General features: G+C 67.0%; 16 protein-coding genes. 2 read left to right on the top strand and 14 right to left on the bottom strand.

Translation table 11 applies throughout. The features are described 5' to 3' along the window. Positions 1 to 357: 357 nt before the first annotated feature. The gene (gene ftsH, locus NYR58_RS04125) at positions 358 to 2214 is read left to right on the top strand and encodes an ATP-dependent zinc metalloprotease FtsH (RefSeq protein ID WP_261519211.1); all 1857 of its coding nucleotides are present in this window, start codon (positions 358 to 360) and stop codon (positions 2212 to 2214) included. 47 nt (positions 2215 to 2261) lie between these two features. On the opposite strand, the gene thiI is transcribed toward ftsH, so the two are convergent. Then, positions 2262 to 3740 (bottom strand): tRNA uracil 4-sulfurtransferase ThiI, encoded by a 1479-nt coding sequence (gene thiI, locus NYR58_RS04130; RefSeq protein ID WP_261519212.1) that lies wholly within the window; start codon positions 3738 to 3740, stop codon positions 2262 to 2264. 261 nt (positions 3741 to 4001) lie between these two features. On the opposite strand from thiI, the gene NYR58_RS04135 reads away from it, so the two are divergent. After that, positions 4002 to 4817 carry an IclR family transcriptional regulator gene (locus NYR58_RS04135; RefSeq protein ID WP_261519213.1) on the top strand — a complete coding sequence of 272 codons (816 nt, stop codon included), beginning with the start codon at positions 4002 to 4004 and terminating at the stop codon, positions 4815 to 4817. Here the strand turns inward: NYR58_RS04135 and NYR58_RS04140 are convergent. The 13 genes from NYR58_RS04140 to NYR58_RS04200 form a co-directional block, all read right to left on the bottom strand. Beyond that, positions 4808 to 5407, bottom strand: coding sequence for a pentapeptide repeat-containing protein (locus NYR58_RS04140; RefSeq protein WP_261519214.1), 600 nt, complete (start codon positions 5405 to 5407; stop codon positions 4808 to 4810). The two genes, NYR58_RS04135 and NYR58_RS04140, sit on opposite strands and share 10 nt — an antisense overlap. Next, positions 5407 to 5874: a flavodoxin domain-containing protein gene (locus NYR58_RS04145; protein ID WP_261519215.1), complete on the bottom strand. Its 468-nt coding sequence runs from the start codon at positions 5872 to 5874 to the stop codon at positions 5407 to 5409. Before NYR58_RS04145 ends, NYR58_RS04140 begins: the two co-directional genes overlap by 1 nt. Next, a complete protein-coding gene (locus NYR58_RS04150; protein WP_261519216.1) occupies positions 5871 to 7124 on the bottom strand; it encodes an FAD-dependent oxidoreductase in 1254 nt (417 codons plus the stop codon). The genes NYR58_RS04145 and NYR58_RS04150 overlap by 4 nt, the downstream gene beginning before the upstream one ends. Continuing rightward, positions 7121 to 8614, bottom strand: a complete 1494-nt coding sequence (locus NYR58_RS04155) for an aldehyde dehydrogenase (protein ID WP_315903320.1) — start codon at positions 8612 to 8614, stop codon at positions 7121 to 7123. The genes NYR58_RS04150 and NYR58_RS04155 overlap by 4 nt, the downstream gene beginning before the upstream one ends. Before the next feature lie 12 nt (positions 8615 to 8626). Beyond that, complete coding sequence (locus NYR58_RS04160; protein ID WP_261519217.1) at positions 8627 to 9448, bottom strand: aspartate dehydrogenase; 822 nt, start codon at positions 9446 to 9448, stop codon at positions 8627 to 8629. Positions 9449 to 9457: 9 nt separating this feature from the next. After that, positions 9458 to 11125 carry a thiamine pyrophosphate-binding protein gene (locus NYR58_RS04165; protein WP_261519218.1) on the bottom strand — a complete coding sequence of 556 codons (1668 nt, stop codon included), beginning with the start codon at positions 11123 to 11125 and terminating at the stop codon, positions 9458 to 9460. A 9-nt stretch (positions 11126 to 11134) separates the two neighbouring features. Further along, a complete protein-coding gene (locus NYR58_RS04170) occupies positions 11135 to 11923 on the bottom strand; it encodes an SDR family oxidoreductase (protein WP_261519219.1) in 789 nt (262 codons plus the stop codon). After that, positions 11923 to 12849, bottom strand: a complete 927-nt coding sequence (locus NYR58_RS04175) for a VOC family protein (protein WP_261519220.1) — start codon at positions 12847 to 12849, stop codon at positions 11923 to 11925. Before NYR58_RS04175 ends, NYR58_RS04170 begins: the two co-directional genes overlap by 1 nt. A 20-nt stretch (positions 12850 to 12869) precedes the next feature. Then, complete coding sequence (locus NYR58_RS04180; protein WP_261519221.1) at positions 12870 to 13682, bottom strand: alpha/beta fold hydrolase; 813 nt, start codon at positions 13680 to 13682, stop codon at positions 12870 to 12872. A 7-nt stretch (positions 13683 to 13689) separates the two neighbouring features. Further along, positions 13690 to 14427, bottom strand: a complete 738-nt coding sequence (locus NYR58_RS04185; protein ID WP_261519222.1) for an SDR family oxidoreductase — start codon at positions 14425 to 14427, stop codon at positions 13690 to 13692. Continuing rightward, positions 14427 to 15464 (bottom strand): aromatic ring-hydroxylating oxygenase subunit alpha, encoded by a 1038-nt coding sequence (locus tag NYR58_RS04190; protein WP_261519223.1) that lies wholly within the window; start codon positions 15462 to 15464, stop codon positions 14427 to 14429. The genes NYR58_RS04185 and NYR58_RS04190 overlap by 1 nt, the downstream gene beginning before the upstream one ends. A 52-nt stretch (positions 15465 to 15516) precedes the next feature. Next, positions 15517 to 16284, bottom strand: coding sequence for an ABC transporter permease (locus tag NYR58_RS04195; protein ID WP_261519224.1), 768 nt, complete (start codon positions 16282 to 16284; stop codon positions 15517 to 15519). 68 nt (positions 16285 to 16352) lie between these two features. Continuing rightward, a complete protein-coding gene (locus NYR58_RS04200; RefSeq protein WP_261519225.1) occupies positions 16353 to 17327 on the bottom strand; it encodes an ABC transporter substrate-binding protein in 975 nt (324 codons plus the stop codon). Positions 17328 to 17330 lie beyond the last annotated feature (3 nt).

Genomic DNA, 17330 nt, shown 5'->3' on the forward strand with positions numbered 1-17330 from the left:
ATCGTGTCGTGCCGAAAGGGCTGCCGGGCCGCAGGCAAGGGCGGGGTGGACTCAAGCCCGGCTCGGGAAGGACGCAGAGCACGGCATCCGCCATGCGGTGCGACAATCAATGGCTAGGCGCACATCCTTGCGTCGCGAAGCGACGTGCGGCGCCCGCCCCGTCGGGCCGGACACGCCATTTCTTGCCTCGGGACCCGTCGCCGGCATCCCGCGCCATTGGATTTGGTGCCGGTCGTGGCGGCTTTCAAGTCCGGCGCATCGGCGCCGGCAACATTGAAACGGCCAGCATCGCCCCTATATCTGCTGCGGCTTTGCTGCAGCGTGTTCTTCGGCCGATCGTCAGGCGGAACGGCAGTCATGGACCGTAAGACCCAGATAAACATTTGGTATGTCGTGCTCGCCGTCTTCGGGGTGATCCTGCTGCGCGACCTGTGGGTGCAGGTGCAGACGGTCGAGCCGATCCCCTACAGCCAGTTCGAGCGGTATCTCGACGAAGGGCGCGTGCGCGACGTCGTTGTCGGCCGCGACTACATCAGGGGAACCTTCACCCAGCCGCAGAACGGCAAGACACAGTTCGTGACGACACCCGTCGATCCCGCGCTCGCGGACCGGCTCAGCGGCAAGGCGGTGGAGTTTACCGGCGCGGTCGAGAACACCTGGCTTGGCACGCTGCTTTCCTGGGTGGTTCCGGTTCTGCTCTTCTTTGCGCTCTGGATGTTCGTGATCCGCCGTTTCGCGGAGAAGCAGGGCTTTGGCGGCCTGATGCAGATCGGCAAGAGCAAGGCAAAGGTCTATGTCGAACGCGACACCGGCGTGACGTTCGACGATGTGGCGGGCGTCGACGAGGCCAAGGAAGAGCTGCGGGAGCTTGTCGCCTTCCTGAAGAATCCCGCCGACTATGGGCGGCTTGGCGGGCGGATGCCCAAGGGCATCCTGCTTGTCGGGCCGCCTGGCACGGGCAAGACGCTGCTTGCCAAGGCGGTGGCCGGCGAGGCGGGCGTCCCCTTCTTCTCGATCTCCGGTTCGGAGTTCGTGGAGATGTTCGTCGGTGTCGGCGCGGCCCGCGTGCGCGATCTTTTCGAGCAGGCGAGGGGCAAGGCCCCCGCCATCATCTTCATCGACGAGCTGGATGCGCTGGGCCGTGCCCGCGGCATCGGACCGTTGGGCGGAGGGCACGACGAGAAGGAGCAGACGTTGAACCAGCTTCTGGTCGAGCTGGACGGCTTCGATTCCTCCACCGGCCTCGTGCTGCTGGCGGCTACCAACCGGCCGGAAATCCTCGATCCGGCGCTGTTGCGCGCCGGGCGCTTCGACCGGCAGGTGCTCGTCGACCGCCCGGACAGGGCAGGACGTATCCAGATCCTCAAGGTGCATATGAAGAAGGCGAAGCTGGCCGCCGGCGTGGATGCGGAGAAGGTGGCGGCGCTGACGCCCGGCTTCACCGGCGCCGATCTTGCCAATCTCGTCAACGAGGCGGCTCTGCTCGCCACCCGCCGCGGCGCCCCGGCGGTGACGATGGAGGACTTCAACAACGCCGTCGAGCGCATCGTGGCGGGGCTGGAAAAGCGCAACCGGCTGCTCAACCCGCGCGAGCGCGAGATCGTCGCCTATCACGAAATGGGCCATGCGCTGGTGGCGCTGGCGCTGCCAGGGGTGGATCCCGTGCACAAGGTTTCGATCATTCCGCGCGGCATCGGCGCGCTCGGCTACACCATCCAGAGGCCCACCGAAGATCGCTTCCTGATGACGCGCGAGGAACTGGAGAACAAGATGGCGGTGCTGCTGGGCGGCCGCGCAGCGGAGTGGATCGTCTTCGGGCACCTGTCCACGGGCGCGGCCGACGATCTGGCCAAGGTCACGGATATCGCACGGGCCATGGTCACGCGTTACGGCATGTCGGAGAAGCTTGGCCATGTGGCGCTGGAGAAGGACCAGCGCTCCTTCCTCTCGCCCAACCCGATGAGCGAGGGGCCGCGCGAGCGGGCCTTCTCCGACGAGACGGCGGCAGCGGTGGACGAGGAGGTGCGCAGGATCGTCGATGACGCCTTCGAACGCACCGTGGCGCTGCTTGAGGAGCGGCGCGACCTTCTCGACAGGACGGCGCGCCGGCTTCTGGAGAAGGAGACGCTGGACGAGGCGGAGCTCCAGGCGTTGACACGCGAACCGCCCCTGGCAACGGAAGCGGCGCACAGGGCGGAGGCTCCCGGAAGTTGAAAAAGGCTCTCCCGTGGAGAAACAGGCGCGCGCGCCGCCAGCCTGCCTCAGGCGTGCAGCGCCGCCTCCATCTCGGCCTCCTGCCGCTTGCGGATGGCACCGATCCCGCCGCGCAGCGCATAGGCCTGGTAGCCATGTTGCTGCATGATCTCGGCCAGATACGCCGACTGGGTTCCAAACGGACAGTAGAGGACGTAGCAGCGCCGCTTGTCGAAACGGCGAAGGTTGCGCACGATGTCCTCCGGCGCCCGGTTGACGGCGCCTGGCAGGTGCCAGTGCCTGTAGTGGGCCGGCGGCTGGCAGTCGATCAGCTGGGCATCTTCGGGGATGTCATCCACGAAAAGATAGTCCGATCGCAGTTCGTCTCCCGTCACCTCCGCAAGGTCGATGCGGCGCATGCCGGCGAGCGTGCGTTCGAGAACGCCGGGATCCATCGCCGCCTCCTGCGCGCCCACCTTCCGGGCCGTGCTTTGGACGGCCGGAGATGGTCCCGACAGGGCGCAGTATTCGGGAATTTTCTCTGACAGCAGTGCCGTTCCGATCCTGTGAGCCTGGGCCATGATCTCGCTCTTGTCGAGGCCCAGAAGGGGCCGCAGGACGATCATCTCGGCGGCCGGCTCGATGGCCTTCAGGTTTGCCAGCGTCTGCGAGGAGACCTGGCTGATCGCCTCCCCCGTTATGATGGCTTCGGCCCTGCACCTGCCGGCGGCGCTTGCGGCGGCGCGGTACATCAGCCGCTTGAGCACCACCTGCCACAGGCGCGGCTCGACACGGGCCTTCAGCTCGTCGACCACGTCGGCGAAATCGACCACGAACAGCCATGGCCGCGTGCCGAAGGCCCAGAGGTCGGTCAAGACCTTCGCCACCTGAATGACCTGGCGCTCATAGGCGCCTCCGGCCAGATTGCAGAACAGGAAGTCGACGGCAATGCCGCGGCGCATCATCCGCCAGGCCGCAACAGCCGAATCGAAGCCGCCGGAAAGCAGCGCCAGCGCCCGCCCGCTGGTGCCGAGCGGCAGGCCGCCCGCCCCCTGGTCGCGCTCGGTGAAGAAATAGGCCCGCCCGTCGAGAATCTCGACATGCACCGTGATCTCGGGGTTCTCGAGATCGACCGTGGCGTTCGCATTGAGCACTGCGCCCAGGCAGCGTTCGACATCGACGGAGCTGAAGTCGTGGTTGCCCCGGCGGCGTGCGCGCACGGCATAGCGGCGCCCTTCCACGAGCGGCCTGAACCTTTCTACGGTGCGCGCCATTTCCGCCGGATCGGCACTGCACCGCGCCGCGATGCGCGAGAAGTTCGCAAGGCCGAACACGCGCGCAAGCGCGGCGCGCGCAGGTGTTTCCTCGGATGCGAAGACGAAAAGCCGGTCATGCGCCTGCACGGTGCGGGCACGCACCCCGGACCGGGCGAGCGCTGCACGGATGTTCTTCTGGAGGGTGCGCGAAAAATGCGTGCGGGTACCGCGCGACTTGGTGGCAAAATCCGCGGAGAACCGTGCGATGAAGGCGCAGTGCGACAAGTTCATCCTCCTGTTCCGGCGTGCGCCGGCGCCGCCGGTCTTCATGGCGGCCGCTACCAAGGGCGCCCATCGGCCTTTCCGGCTCAGGCGCGCGACCGCGGGCTCGAAAACACACTCTTCGCTTCCGCGCAAGAGCGCATCAGGGCCCAGCATATCCAAAACGGCGGCGCCCAGAAGAAGGGGATTGGCGCAATAGGGAACCGCCCGGTTTCCATATTGTTCAAAATATACTAGAGCGTTCAAATAAGCACGAGGCAGGAGGTGTTCATGCAGGTAGAGGAAGCGCGGGAGGCCGCGCCGAACTATGTTGTTCCCCCGGTCGTCCGGGCGATCGCCCTCCTGCGCCACGTGGCCGCCGGAAACCGCTGCCGCAACATCAGCCGCACCGCCAAGGCGCTCAACATCAACCGCACGACGCTTATCCGGCTGCTGGCGACGCTGGAGGCCGAGGGCATTCTGGAAGCGATCCCCGACGAGGGCGGCTATCGCCTGGGAACCGGGCTCATCGCCCTTGCCTCCGAGGCACTCAGCGAGCGCAGCATTCTGCAGGTTGCCCGTCCCTTCCTTAGACAGCTCGTCAAGGAACTCAACCTGTCTGCGCATCTGGGCGTGCTCGAAGGGCGGGAGATCGTGTATCTGGCCCGCGAGACGCCCAACTCGCACCTGGCCAGCACGGTGCGCGAGGGCACACGCCTTCCCGCCCATGCAACGACGATTGGTCGCATTCTTCTTGCCGAGCTGCCGCAGAAGACGCTGCGCCAGCTCTATGCCGGCCAGCCCATGGAGGCCTTCACCTCGAAGACGCGCACCACGCTTGCCGAGCTGGAGGCACAGCTCCAGGCGGACCGGGCACGCGGCGTTGCCTGGAGCGTCGCCAATTTCGAGCCGGACATTGGCTCGGCGGCGGTCGCTGTCTTCGACCATCAGGCGCGCGCCGTGGGCGCCATCAATGTCACGGGACACGCCAGCATCTTTGCCGAGGGCAGTCCGCAGGTCGATGCCATCGAAAGGGCGCTCAAATCCGCCGCACGGGCGATGTCGGAAGCGCTCGGCTATCGCGGCTGGGCCGCCGATCAGCTGTAGCAGTAGCCATAGTAGAGCTCGAACCTGTCGCGGCCGAGGGCGGCATTTCCGGCGCGCGCGCGGCGCAACCAAAGGCGGCCGTGAACCTGGGTGTCGGAGAAATCGGCCGTCTCGGGCAGCCTGGCGGCTTCGCACCACAGCCCGCCCATCCATTCGGCTCCGCGAAAAGAGGCGCGGCCCCTCATCTCCGCTTCCTGCAGCGAAAAATTGCCGTAGCACACGCAGTGGCTGAAATCGGCATCCGCGTGGAAGACGGCGCTGTCGAAACGGCCGATGCCGCGAAATTCCGCGCCCGCGAAGGAAGCCTCACTTCGAAAGCTAGTCTCCTCGAAGCGCGCATCGTTGGCGAAGACGGCCCCGGCAAAATGCGCCGATCCCCCGAATCGGACCCCGCGAAACCAACTCACGCCCAGAAAGCGGGCATTGGCCGCCTCCACCCCCTGGGGAAATTGTGCGCCGGTGAAGTCGACACCGGTAATGTCGAGCCCGGAAAGGTCGAGACGGTCTTCGCATTCCACGCCCGCCAGGTCGATGCAGTCGCCGTGACGCCACGGGACGGCAAGCCTGGCGCGGATGTCGTCGGCTTTCATCACGCGGTCTCCTGCATCTTCTCGGCAGCCAGCGCGATCACCTCCTCGGCCCACGGCAAGGCGATGTCCTCGGGCATGTCGCTGCCGGAGGCATCGTGCTTGGCCCGCTCGCCCACCTGCGTGGCTCCGCGCGCGGCGAGCAGCTCCGCCATGCGCTTGCCGCCGAAGTTGAAGGTTTCCTCATACTCGCTGTCGCCGAGGCCGAAGACGGCAAAATGAATGCCGCTCAGATCCGGCGCCGTCGTCTCCAGCGCTTCCGCGAAGGGTTGCGCGGAGGCTGGCAGCTCGCCGTCGCCATAGGTGGAGCAGACGATGAGATACAGATGGTCGCTCTTGAAGGCATCCGGCGGGAAATCGCAGAGATTGCAGCATTCCACCGTATGTTCGGACTGGAGCTCGGAGGCGATGTCCTCGGCGAGCATCTCGGCATTGCCCGTTTCGGTGCCGTAGAGAACGGTGATCTTCATTGACCGGACTCCCTTGTCTGGTGGGCCAGCGCCAGCATGGCGCTGCGGGTGGGGATCTTGATACGACAGCGATCTTGCGGAAGCTCGGACGTCTCGGCCGCGTCTATGCGCTTCCATCCTTCGTAGCAGACATGGCCGGCAAGCCGTCGGAAGAGCGCCTCGCGCTCCTGCGCGGGGCGGGGCGACGCCTCCTGGATGTCGGCCAGGATGCGCGTTGCCAGCTCCTGGGCGTCGGCCCGGTTTTCGGGAATGGTGCCGCGGGGGCCGCGGCGGAACCAGCCCGCGGCATACAGCCCCGGGGCAAGCGATCCCCCCTCGGGATCGGCCGCCGCGCCGATCAGCGCATCGCGTGGCAGGCTCCCCTCGGCCTGAAAGCCGATGGCCGTGATGAAGGCGGAGCAGGGCAGGGTGACGGTCTCGCCCCTTGCGTTGCGGAAGCGGGCCTGCTCGACGCGGCCGCCCCGGCCTTCCAGCGCCACCGGCACAAGGCCGAAGCGGAAGGTGATGCAGCGTGGGCCGCTTCCATGCCCGTCAATGGATTCCAGCGCCTCGATCTTCTTCCGGGCGTCCGCATCGTCGCTTTCGCCCGCGCCCTCCACACGGATCGTCACGCCGCCGAGCTTGGCAAGCTCCTTGACCATCACCGCATCGAACCTGGCCTGCGCTGCCGGCGAGCGGCCCACGATGTCGATCTCCGCAATGCCGGATTCGGCAAGCCACTTGCTGGGTGCAGGGCCGAGATCGGAGCCGGCGAGCTCCTCCGGCGTCTTGGCGAGCAGGCGCAGGATGTCGATGGCGACATTGCCGTTGCCCATGATGATGACGCGGGGGCCGAGCGGCGGCGGCAGAGGGTCGGCGTCGGGATGCTCGTAGAGCGCACGTGTCAGGCGCCCGGCGCCGATCACGCCGTCGAGCGCTTCGCCCTCGATGCCCAGCCGGCGATCGCCGGAAAGCCCGGCGGCGATCACCACGGCATCATAGGCGGCACGCAACGCCTCAAGCGTCACATCGCGGCCGACCGTGACATTGCCGGCGAAGCGCGCGCCCTGCCGCTCGAAAAGGCGTGCGAACTGGCGCGTGACAGCCTTCGTGCCCTGGTGATCCGCCGCCACGCCATAGCGCACGAGACCATAGGGCACCGGCAGCGCGTCGAACATGTCCACGGCGAGCTCGGGCGCTGCCTTCAGAAGCGCCTGGGCGAGATAGCAGCCCGAAGGGCCGGAGCCGACGATGGCGACCGCCCGCTTCATGACACACCTGCCGCGGCTCCGGCCCAGGGAAGGGGGCCCCCTGAAAGATCGGTATAGAAGGACTTCTGGGCCATATAGGCGCGGATGCCCTCGCGCCCCTTTTCACGGCCCATGCCGCTTTCCTTCTCGCCACCGAAGGGCGTGGAGATGGAAAACTGCTTGTAGGTGTTCACCCACACCGTGCCGGCGCGGATGGCGCGGCCCACCCGCCAGCTCTTCGGAAAATCGCGAGTCCAGATGCCGCAGGCAAGGCCATAGTCGTTGTCGTTGGCCTGGGCGATGACGTCGGCCTCGTCCTCGAAAGGCAGGACGACCAGCACCGGGCCGAACACCTCCTCGCGGCAGATGCGCGCCGTGTTGGGAACGCCTGCGAGGATTGTCGGCAGGTAGTAGGCACCCTTCTCGTACTCCTCCCCCTGGGGAATGCCACCGCCGCACAGCACCTGCGCTCCCTCCGCGCAGGCCATGCGCACATGGGCGGCAACGCTATCGCGATGGTCGAAATGCACCAGGGGTGCGACCTGCGTGTCCGCGTCGAAGGGATGGCCGATCTTGAGGCGGCGGGTTGCCGCCACCAGCCGCTCGACGAAGGCATCGTAGACCGGGCGCTCGACGAAGAGCCGCGATCCGGCGATGCAGCTCTGGCCGCTGGAGGAGAAGATGCCGAAGAGCACGCCGGCGATCGCCTGGTCCATGTCGGCATCGGCAAAGACGATGGTGGGAGACTTGCCGCCAAGCTCCAGCGACACCGGCATCAGCTTCTCCGCCGCCTTCAGGGCGATGGCGCGGCCCGTCTGCGTGCCGCCGGTGAAGCTGACCTTGGCGATGTCGGGATGCTCCACCAGCAGATTGCCGATTTCGCGGCCGGAGCCCGGTAGAACCGAAAGCAGGCCCTTCGGCAGGCCGGCCGCCTCCACGATGCGGGCCAGTTCGAGGGAGACCAGGGGCGACCACGAGGCGGGCTTGAGCAGGACGGCATTGCCGGCGGCGAGCGCCGGCGCCACCTTTTGCGCATCCGACGCGATGGGCGAGTTCCAGGGGGTGATGGCGGCGACAAGGCCGAGCGGCTCGTGAATGGACATCGTCAGCGCGTCGCCGCGCTGCGCGGTCAGGCGTTCGTCGGAAGTCTCCAGAACCGCGCCGAAATAGCGGAAGGTCCCGGCGGCAGAAGCGGCAAGCGCGCGGGTCTCGCGCAGGGTCTTGCCCGTGTCGCGGCTTTGAATGTGCGCGATACGCGCCGCATTTTCCTCGATGCCGTCGGCAATGGCATAGAGATAGCGTGCCCGTTCATGCGGCTTGAGGTTGCGCCAGGCGGGATCGGCCTGCGCCTTTCTGGCGCGGGCAATGGCGCGCTCGCCATCCTCCTTCGAGGCGCCGCGCAGGACGCGGTTGAGCGAGCCATCGGCGGGGAAGATGGAGGTGATGGGCTCCCCCGATCCTTCTTCCCACTCGCCGCCGATGAACAGCTTGCCCTGCGGCAGTTCGATCATTCTCTCCTCCTTCTAGATCACCAGCGGGCCGGCGCGATTCCTGATCTCCCGCAAGACGCTGTAAACGGTGGAGACCGATGTCTTGGCATTCCCGGCGGAGGGGCGGTTCTCGATGCGCACGGCGTAGCTGGCCAGCGGCGAGGCAACGGAATATTCGTGCACATTGCCGGGGGCGGAAGGATCGGCAACCAGCGTCACCTCGGTGGCGTCGAAGCCGGGGCCTGCAAGCGCCAGCGTGGCCGCCACATTGGCGTTTCTGGGATAGGCGGAAGCCGCCTCGCGCGCCGTGCCGGAGAAGAAGACATGTGCCGTGCGGATCCGTTCGAGGTCGACGGCGCGCTCCGCCGGCGTGCCGGCCCAGGCCGCCGGCGGCTTGATGCCGCGATAGGAGACCTTCACATCACCGGCCACCTTCAATGCCGAGAGCAGGTCGACGCCACCGATGGCGCCGGCAGGAAGGATCAGGCGCGCGTTGCCGGCCCTCGCCGCCTCCTTGAGCTCGGCCTCGATGCGCGGCTCCGCCAGGGCGCCCACCGAAACCACCACCACGTCGATGCCGGCGCGCAGCAGGCCAGGCACGTGCGACGAGACGGCACCGTGGCCGGCACACTCGACCACCAGATCGGGCCGCCCTTCCATCTGGTCGCTGGAACAGACCACCGAAAAAGCCCGTGCGACGGCGCTGAAATCCCGCGCAAGACGGCTGCGTACAGGTTCGGCGTCCGCTGGCATGGACACCACCGACAGGCGTTCGAGCGGCCTGCCGAGAGCCTCCGGCAGGAGCTCCAGAAGCGTCGTTGCGATGTTGCCGAAGCCGATCAGCCCCAGATGCATGGAACGCTCCTAGTTGCCTGCCGCGCCGGCCGGAGGGCCCGAAAATGCCTGCGCGAAGGGGCCGATGGCGCACATGTCGACCTCAAGAAGCTGCGGGCCTTCCGCGGCGAGCGCCGCATCGAGCGCGGCGGGAAAGCCTTCCAGATCGTCGACCAGCCGGTGCGGCATGCCGATCGACCGGCAGAAGGTCGCGAAATCGGGCGTCGCCAACGCCGAATAGTGACGGCGGCTTCCATACTGGGCGTCCTGGATGTTCTGGATCACCCCATAGGCCCGGTCGTTCATCAGCAGATAGACGAGGGGCACGCGCTCCTCCACGGCGGTGATCATCTCGGCAAGGCCCAGCATGGTGCCGCCATCGCCGAGCAGCGTGATCGCCTTCGGTCCGTCGGATGCAAGAGCGGCACCGATGCCCATGGCCACGCCCTGGCCGATGCCGCCGCCCAGCGCATGGACGCCGTGGCGCGCCTCCGCCAGCCTGACGTAGCGGTTTCCGAAGGTCGAGTTGGAGATTGTCACGTCGCGCACCCATGGGTGGCGCCCCGCGGCGACACGCTCGGTCAGCGCATCGGCCACCACCCGATAGGGGCCCAGAACGTCGCGCATGCATCCTTCCGCCTGCACGCGGGCCTGGGCGATGTCGAAGGACAGGTTGGGATCGGTGTCGAGCGTTGCGGGCAGCTTTTGCAGGAGCCGCGACAGCGTGCCCGCAGCGTCGCCATAGGCGAAGACGTCGACGGGATAGTTGCGCCCGCCCTGGGCTGCGTTGGCGTCGATCTGGATCAGCGGCCGCGGCAGGGGCATGCGGTTGTTGTGGGTCTCGTTGCCGCGCAGGCGCGAGCCGACGACGATCATCAGGTCGCAGCTTCTGTAAAGGTTCATGGCCTGCGGCGTCATGTTGAAGGCGCCCAGATTGGCGGGCTCATCCTCGGAGACGATGGCCCTGCCGTTGGTGGAGGAGACGATGCCGAAGCCGCGGCGCATGAGCTCGGTGGCCTGTTCGGCCGCGCCGCGCGCGCCGCCGCCCAGCCACAGAAGCGGGCGCCTGGCGCGCTGCACCAGCTCGGCAATCTCGTCGATCACCGTGTCGGGCGCCACCGGGCAGAGCGGCTGCGGCGGATGAATGCGGCGGATGGGTCTTGCCGGATGGCGCTGCACATCGACGGGAATCTCAAGGCTGACCGGGCCCGTGGGCGCCGACAGGGCGGCGGTGACGGCCGCCGTCAGCGTGCCGATGGCGCCGTTGGTGTCCCATAGGCGATAGACGGCCTTGGACAGGCCGCGCAGCATCTCCGGCTGGCGCGGCACGTCGTGAATGGCGGCACGGTCGCGGTCGACGAATTCAAGGTCCACCTGGGAGGTGATGTGCAGCACCGGCGAGCCGGCGGTCAGCGCCTCCGCCTGGGCGCCGGCGGCATTGCCGGCGGCGGTCCCTGTGGAGGTGATGCACACGCCGAGCCGGCCCGCGACGCGGGCATAGGCGTCGGCCATGTTCATGGCACCGGCCTCGCCACGCGCCGGCACGAAGCGGATGCGCCCCTGACGGGCGATGGCATCGAGGATCGGCATGTTGTGGATCGAGATGACCCCAAAGACCGTCGTGACGCCGATTTCGGCCAGATAGCGGGCGATGAAATCGCCAACGGTCTCGGCCTGCGGAATGGTTTCGAGTTTCATGCCGTTTCCCTAGATGAAGCGCGATAGTCCGCCCGAGACTTCAAGCTGGGCGCCGGTGATGTAGCTGGCTGCCTTCGAGCCGAGGAAGGCGATGGCCGCGGCCGCTTCGCGCGGGTCGCCCAGCCGGCCAAGCGGAATGCCCTTTTTCCTGGCCAGCGCCGCATACCACTCCGCCTTGCTCTGGGTCTGGTCCTCGCGTTCGGCAAAGCGGCGCAGCCACTGGCCGGATTCCACCATTCCCAGAAGAATGGAGTTGACCCGCACATCGGGCGCCAGCTCGACGCTCAGCGACTTGACGAGATTCTGCACGCCCGCGCGTGCCGAGGAGGTGCACACCATGTGCGCTTCCGGCTGCAGGGCAAGCAGCGAGTTGACCACGACGATGGCGCCGCGGGCCGCGCGCAGCATCGGCAGAAAGGCGCGCGTGGGATAGATCTGGCTGAACAGCTTGAGCTCGTATTCGGCGCGCCAGTCCTCGTCGCTGGTCTCGGCAAAGGTGGAGATGCGGCCCTGGCCGGCATTGTTGACCAGCAGGTCGCAGCGGCCGAAACGTTCCTCCACCCGCGCGGCGAAGGACTGCACCGCCTGCGGTTCCAGAACCGAGAGCGCACAGGCCAGAACATTCTCCTCGCCATGGTCGCGTTTCAGGACGGCCGCCACATCCTCCAGTCGACCGGGCGTGCGCGCGCACAACGCCACCCTGGCCCCCGATTCGAGAAGCGTTTCCACCGTGGCGAGCCCGATCCCCGACGAACCGCCGGTCACAACGGCCACCTTGCCCTCATATCCGTAATGCATCACACCTTCTCCCGCTGCGGCAGCAATTCGGGAAAGCCCGGGTCGGGGCGCCCCTGCATGACGGCGCGCTGCGCCGGGGTGGGGGGACCGGCGGTCATCCAGCGGTCCATCGCTTCCGGGTTGTCGCGCGGCCACACCTTCGCCTCATGGGTCGCCTCGTCGATCTGCTGCAGCTCGGAGGTGAACTCGATGACGAAGCCCGAGGGCGAGACGAAATAGGCGAAAGGGTTGTTTCCAGGGCCGTGTCGGCCCGGCCCCCATGTGGGCACATGGCCCTTCTGCTTCATGCGGCCGATGCCGCGCATGAACTCGTCGATCGACGGCATCTCGAAGGCGACGTGGTTGACGCTCGCATAGTTGCCGTTGACGAGGGCGATCGAATGGTGATCGGAGTTGCAGCGCAGGAACACCATCTGGTCGGCCGAGTAATCGGAGACGCGGAAGCCCAGAACCTGGCAGTAGAAGTCCTGCACGCCCTTCATGTCCGGCGTGTTGAGCACCACATGGCTCACCTTGCGCGGCTTTGCCCATTCGGGCTCCTCGTCGAGGACGAGCGCCCCGGCGCGGAAGCGCAGCCGCCGGTTGTCGGGGTCGAGGATCTCGAAGCCGTAGCCCCCGGCATAGTCGTCGAAGGTATCGGGAGCGGAAATGGCGCGCCCGCTGCGCGCCTGCACCTGGCGGTAGAGCGCATCGACGGATGCGTGGTCGGGCATGCCGAAATGCACATACTCGATGCCGTAGATCGGCCCGTCCTTGAGCCCGTAGAGGAACGGCTCGCCGCCGGTGCCGCGCAGCAGCGCGAGGCCCTCCTCCTTGTGCGCCAGGCGCAGGCCCCACATGTCCTCGTAGAAGGGCAGAGTGGTGGAAATGCCCGGACCGCGCATCATGATGCCGCGTAAATATCCGACCCGAACGGTGTCAGTCATCTTGCGCTCCTCCTCGGCCGTCAGGCGGCCATTTCTCCCAGTGCTCCCAAGGCGTCGGCAAAGGCGGCAGGCGCCTGCTGATAGAGCGCGTGCCCGGTTGCCGGCAGCAGCGTGAAGGTGCCGCGCCAGGGCGCGCGCAGCGCCTCGAAGGCCCGTCGCGCGGATTCGGGCGGGGTGACGACATCTTCCGCGCCCACCACCACATCCGTGGGCACCTGCAGCCGCTCCGCATCGTCGAGAAGGCGTCCCGAGGCGAGCATGTGCGCTGCCTGCCGATAGCCGGCGGCGTTGACGCGCGCCATCGACCGGCGAACACGCTCGACAAGGCCCGGGTTTTTCTCCGGCTGGAAAACCAGGCGAGCGGCCCGTGCCCTCGCGAAGGCTTCCGGCCCCAAGGATTCCAGATCGTCGATGCGGGCCTGGGCTGCGCGGCTCAGAACGCCGCCGCGGGGCACGCCATGGCCCAGAGCCGGCGAGCTCAGCAGCAGTCGTCGCACGCGGTTTCCGTGTGCCGCGGCGAAGGCCGCGCCCATGAGGCAGCCCAGAGAATGGCCGGCAAGCAGCACCTCGCCGATGGCCAGCCTGTCGAGAAGCCCTTTGAGCGCCTCGGCATAGTCGAGCGCCAGCGGCCAATCGGCGGCGAGCGGGAGGGAGCGGCCATAGCCCGGGGCATTCCACGCCACCACGCGCCAGCCTTCAGGAAGGTGCGGCAACAGCACCTCGAAGGTTTCGGCGTTTGAGCCGATGCCGTGGAGCAGCACCAGGGTCGGGCCGTTTCCGCCCGGCCGCTCCAGATATTCGATGCCGTCCGCCGTCTTGCGCTGAAATGTCATGTCGACCTCAATTGAAGACAAAGCCGTTGTTGAGCGGCAGGGTCTGGCCGGTCAGCGTCAGGGCGCCTTCCGTCAGCAGAAAGGCGATGGCCTCGGTGATCTCCTCGGGACCCTGCGGGCCGGGCACGGCGCGGCCCTCGGCATAGAGCCTGTGGCGGGCCTCCGGCACGTAGCCGGTCGATTCGGTGGTCAGGATGCCGGGGGCGACAGCGGTCACGCCGATGCGGTCCGGTCCCAGTTCGCGCGCCAGCGAGCGCGTCATGGCGATGACGGCCCCCTTGCTGGCTACATAGGACATCAGCCGCGGCGCCCCCCAAAGGGCGGTGTCGGAGGCGATGTTGACCACCCGTCCCGAGCCGGAAGCCTTGAGCAGGGGCGCGGCCGCCCGCGTCATCAGCCATGTGCCACGCACGTTGACGCGCATCACCGCGTCCCAGCTCTCGATCTCGATCTCGTCGAAGGCGATGCCGCCGATGCCGGTGGCGATGGCACCGTTGTTGACGAGGCCGTGCAGCCTGCCATCGGCGATCTGCCCGACCTCCCGGCCGAGCGCGGCGACGGACCGGGGGTCGCCCAGGTCGACGCGCAGGAAGTCCGCACCGAGCGTGCCGGCCGTCCGGCGGCCCGCCTCCTCGGCGATGTCGGCCAGGATGAGGCGCGCGCCGTGGCGGGCGAGCGTGTGCGCGATCTGCGCACCGAGCCCGCGCGCGGCACCCGTGACCAGTATGGTGCGTCCCTGCAGCATCACTCGGCGGCCTGCGCAAGCTCGGCTTCCACCTGGCTCTTCGCGGCGCGCGTGAGGATCTGGCGGATGCGCGACACGCCCAGGTCGTGCTGATAGAGCATCTCGCGCTTGCGCGCGTCGTCCGGCATGCCCTCCAGCATGACGCGATCCTGCTCCAGCACGTTCCAGTGGTTCTGCTCCAGCCGTGCGCGATACAGGAAGCGCCAGCTTTCGCGCGCCAGGCCCGTCACCTTGCGCATGCGCCAGAAGAACACCTTGCAGGTTTTCTCATCGACCGGCGTGACGAAGCCCAGGATGCGCATGAAGCCGCCCGGCCCGGCGGCCGGCGGATAGGGGATGTCCAGGAAGCAGAACATGGAGCCCGGATGGATCTCGAACTCCGTCCAGTCGAAGTTCTCGCCCACCTGGCCGACACGGCTGATGCGGAAACCCGCCTCCGTCTTGTCGAGCTTCATGAGATCCTGCTTGGAGCCGTAGGCGAGCGTGAAGCTCTCGGCATGCAGGTAGCAGCCGTGCATCGGATCGGCGAGGTTGTCGAGCGCATAGCGGTAGTTGGTTTCCCAAAGGCCGGTGCACAGAAAACCGGTCCACTCGTCGCTCGTCAGCTCCCTGGGAAGCGCGAGTTCGGGGGCCTGCGGCTGCTCGACGGACGGCACATAGACGAACACGGCGTCGTTGGATTCCGTCACCTGATAGGATTTCAGCGCCTTTCGGCCTTCCAGCGCACATTCGGGCATGGCCGGCACGCGCACCACCACGCCCTCGCCGTTGACGATCACCCCGTGATAGCGGCAGCCGATGTTGCCCTCATGGATCTCCCCATAGGAAAGGGGTGCGCCGCGGTGCGGGCAGAAATCCTCGATGCAGTTGATCTTGCCGGCGGCGTCGCGCCACAGCACGATCTTCTCGCCGAGAAGGCGTGTTCCATAGGGCCTGGACGCCTTCACCTCCACGGACTTTGCCACCGGGTACCACTGCCCGCGCAGGCCGCTGTTCACCCTTTCCTCGATGAGGGCTTTCTTGTCGATGGCTGTCATCGTTGTCTCCATCAGTTGAGCCGGGGCTGTTTTGCTTTCGTGGCGGCGCGTCTCACCCCTGCGCCTTGGGCAGGTAGTGAAGCACCCGTGCCTCGACGCGCGCGAGCGCGGAATAGAGGACGAAGCCGATCACGGTCAGAAGCACGATGGCGTTGAAGACCATCGCCGCATTGGCCTGGCCGCCGCCATAGGAGATGAGGAAGCCGAGGCCCGTATTGCCGCCCACCAGCTCGCCCACCGTCACGCCGATCACGGCGAGGGTGGAGGCGATACGCAGGCCGGCCATCAGGCTGGGCATGGTGGAGGGCATCTCGACCTTGCGGAAGATGCGCCAGCGCGAAAGGTTGTAGGCCCGGGCGAGATTGATGAGGTCGCGATCGACCGTCTTCATCGCCTGCAGAACGTTGACGAGAACCGGAAAGAAGACGATCAGCACCGTCACCAGCAGCTTGGGCATGGAGTTGTAGCCGAACCACATAATGAACAGCGGTGCGAAGGCGACCTTGGGCGCGATCTGCAGTGCCAGGATGTAGGGGGAGAGCACCTTCTCCCAGAACTCCGACATGCCGAGCACATAGCCGATCGCCGCGCCGAGGAGACTGCCGATGGCGAAACCCAGCACCGTGTAGAGGGCGGTGGAGAAGGTGTGCGCCAGAAGGCTTTCCTGCGTCCACATCCTCTGCAACTCGACGATGCAGTCGCTGACGGTGGGGATGATGAACTTCGGTACGCCGAGCGCGGGCGGCAGGAATTCCCAAGCCAGCAGAACCAGCACCAGAAGCGCGAGGCTGGCAAACAGCGTGCTGTGGGTCGCCGCCATGGCCGCCTTTCCCTGTCGTTCCTTGCGAGCCGGGGCCTGCGCCCCGGCCGGCACGGGCGTTGCCTGTGTCATTGGACGAACTCGTTCGTGTAGAGATCTTCGACGGGCACCGCCTTCTGCACGATGCCGCTTTCGAGATAGAAGGTCTGCACCTCGGCGATGCGTTGGGGATCGAAGGCACCGAGCGGCTGGTTCTCGCCCTCGGGATAGACAAGCTCAGCATAGGCGCGCAGGATGGCTTCGATCTCAGCCTCCTTGCCGGCGTGCTGCTGCATGAAGGAGGTGTACTCGACTGCCGCCTTTGCCGGGTCGTCGGAAATCTCGCGAATGGCCTTCAGAACGGCGGCAACGAATCCTTCGATCACCTCGGGACGCTCGGCAATGGTCTTGTCGGAGGCGATGATGGCCTGTGCCATGGCGGGGAAGACCCTGTCGACCGGCATCTGCTCCATCTCTACACCGGCAGCCTCGACGGCGGCGATCCACTCGGGAACGCCCGAGAACGCCTGAAGATTGCCGGCGATGGTGAGCTGGATGATGCCGCCGGGGCCGACGGCCTGAATGTCGGCGTCGGCCTTCGAGAGACCGGCAGAGGCGAGCACCCCGAGCAGGTTGTAATAGGTGGTGTCCTGGAAGGAGAGAACACCGATGGTCTTGCCCTTCAGGTCCGCAGGCCCGGAAATGCCGCTGTCGGCGCGCCAGGCGAGCTGGGTCAGGCCGCGCCCGCCCAGCAGCGCTACACCGCGGATGTCGAGCCCGTTGGCGCGCACGATAATGGGGGTGTCCCCAATGCCGCCGCCGAGGTCGGCATTGCCGACGGCCACCTGGACGGCGACATCCGCACCCCCCTTGCCGACCTGAAAATCGACGTCGAGGCCGGCTTCCTCGAAATATCCCTTGTGCTTTGCAAGCTGGAATGGCGCGAAGGCCGGCAGGAAATCCGGCGCCGGAAAGAGATAGGTCACTTTCTCGGCTGCCATGCTCACCGGCGTCGCGAGGGCAAGGGCGGCCGCCGCGGCGGCCATGGCAATCAAGCGTTTCATCGG

This window comes from Chelativorans intermedius (assembly GCF_025398255.1).
In the GTDB taxonomy this organism is placed as follows: Bacteria; Pseudomonadota; Alphaproteobacteria; order Rhizobiales; family Rhizobiaceae; genus Chelativorans; species Chelativorans intermedius.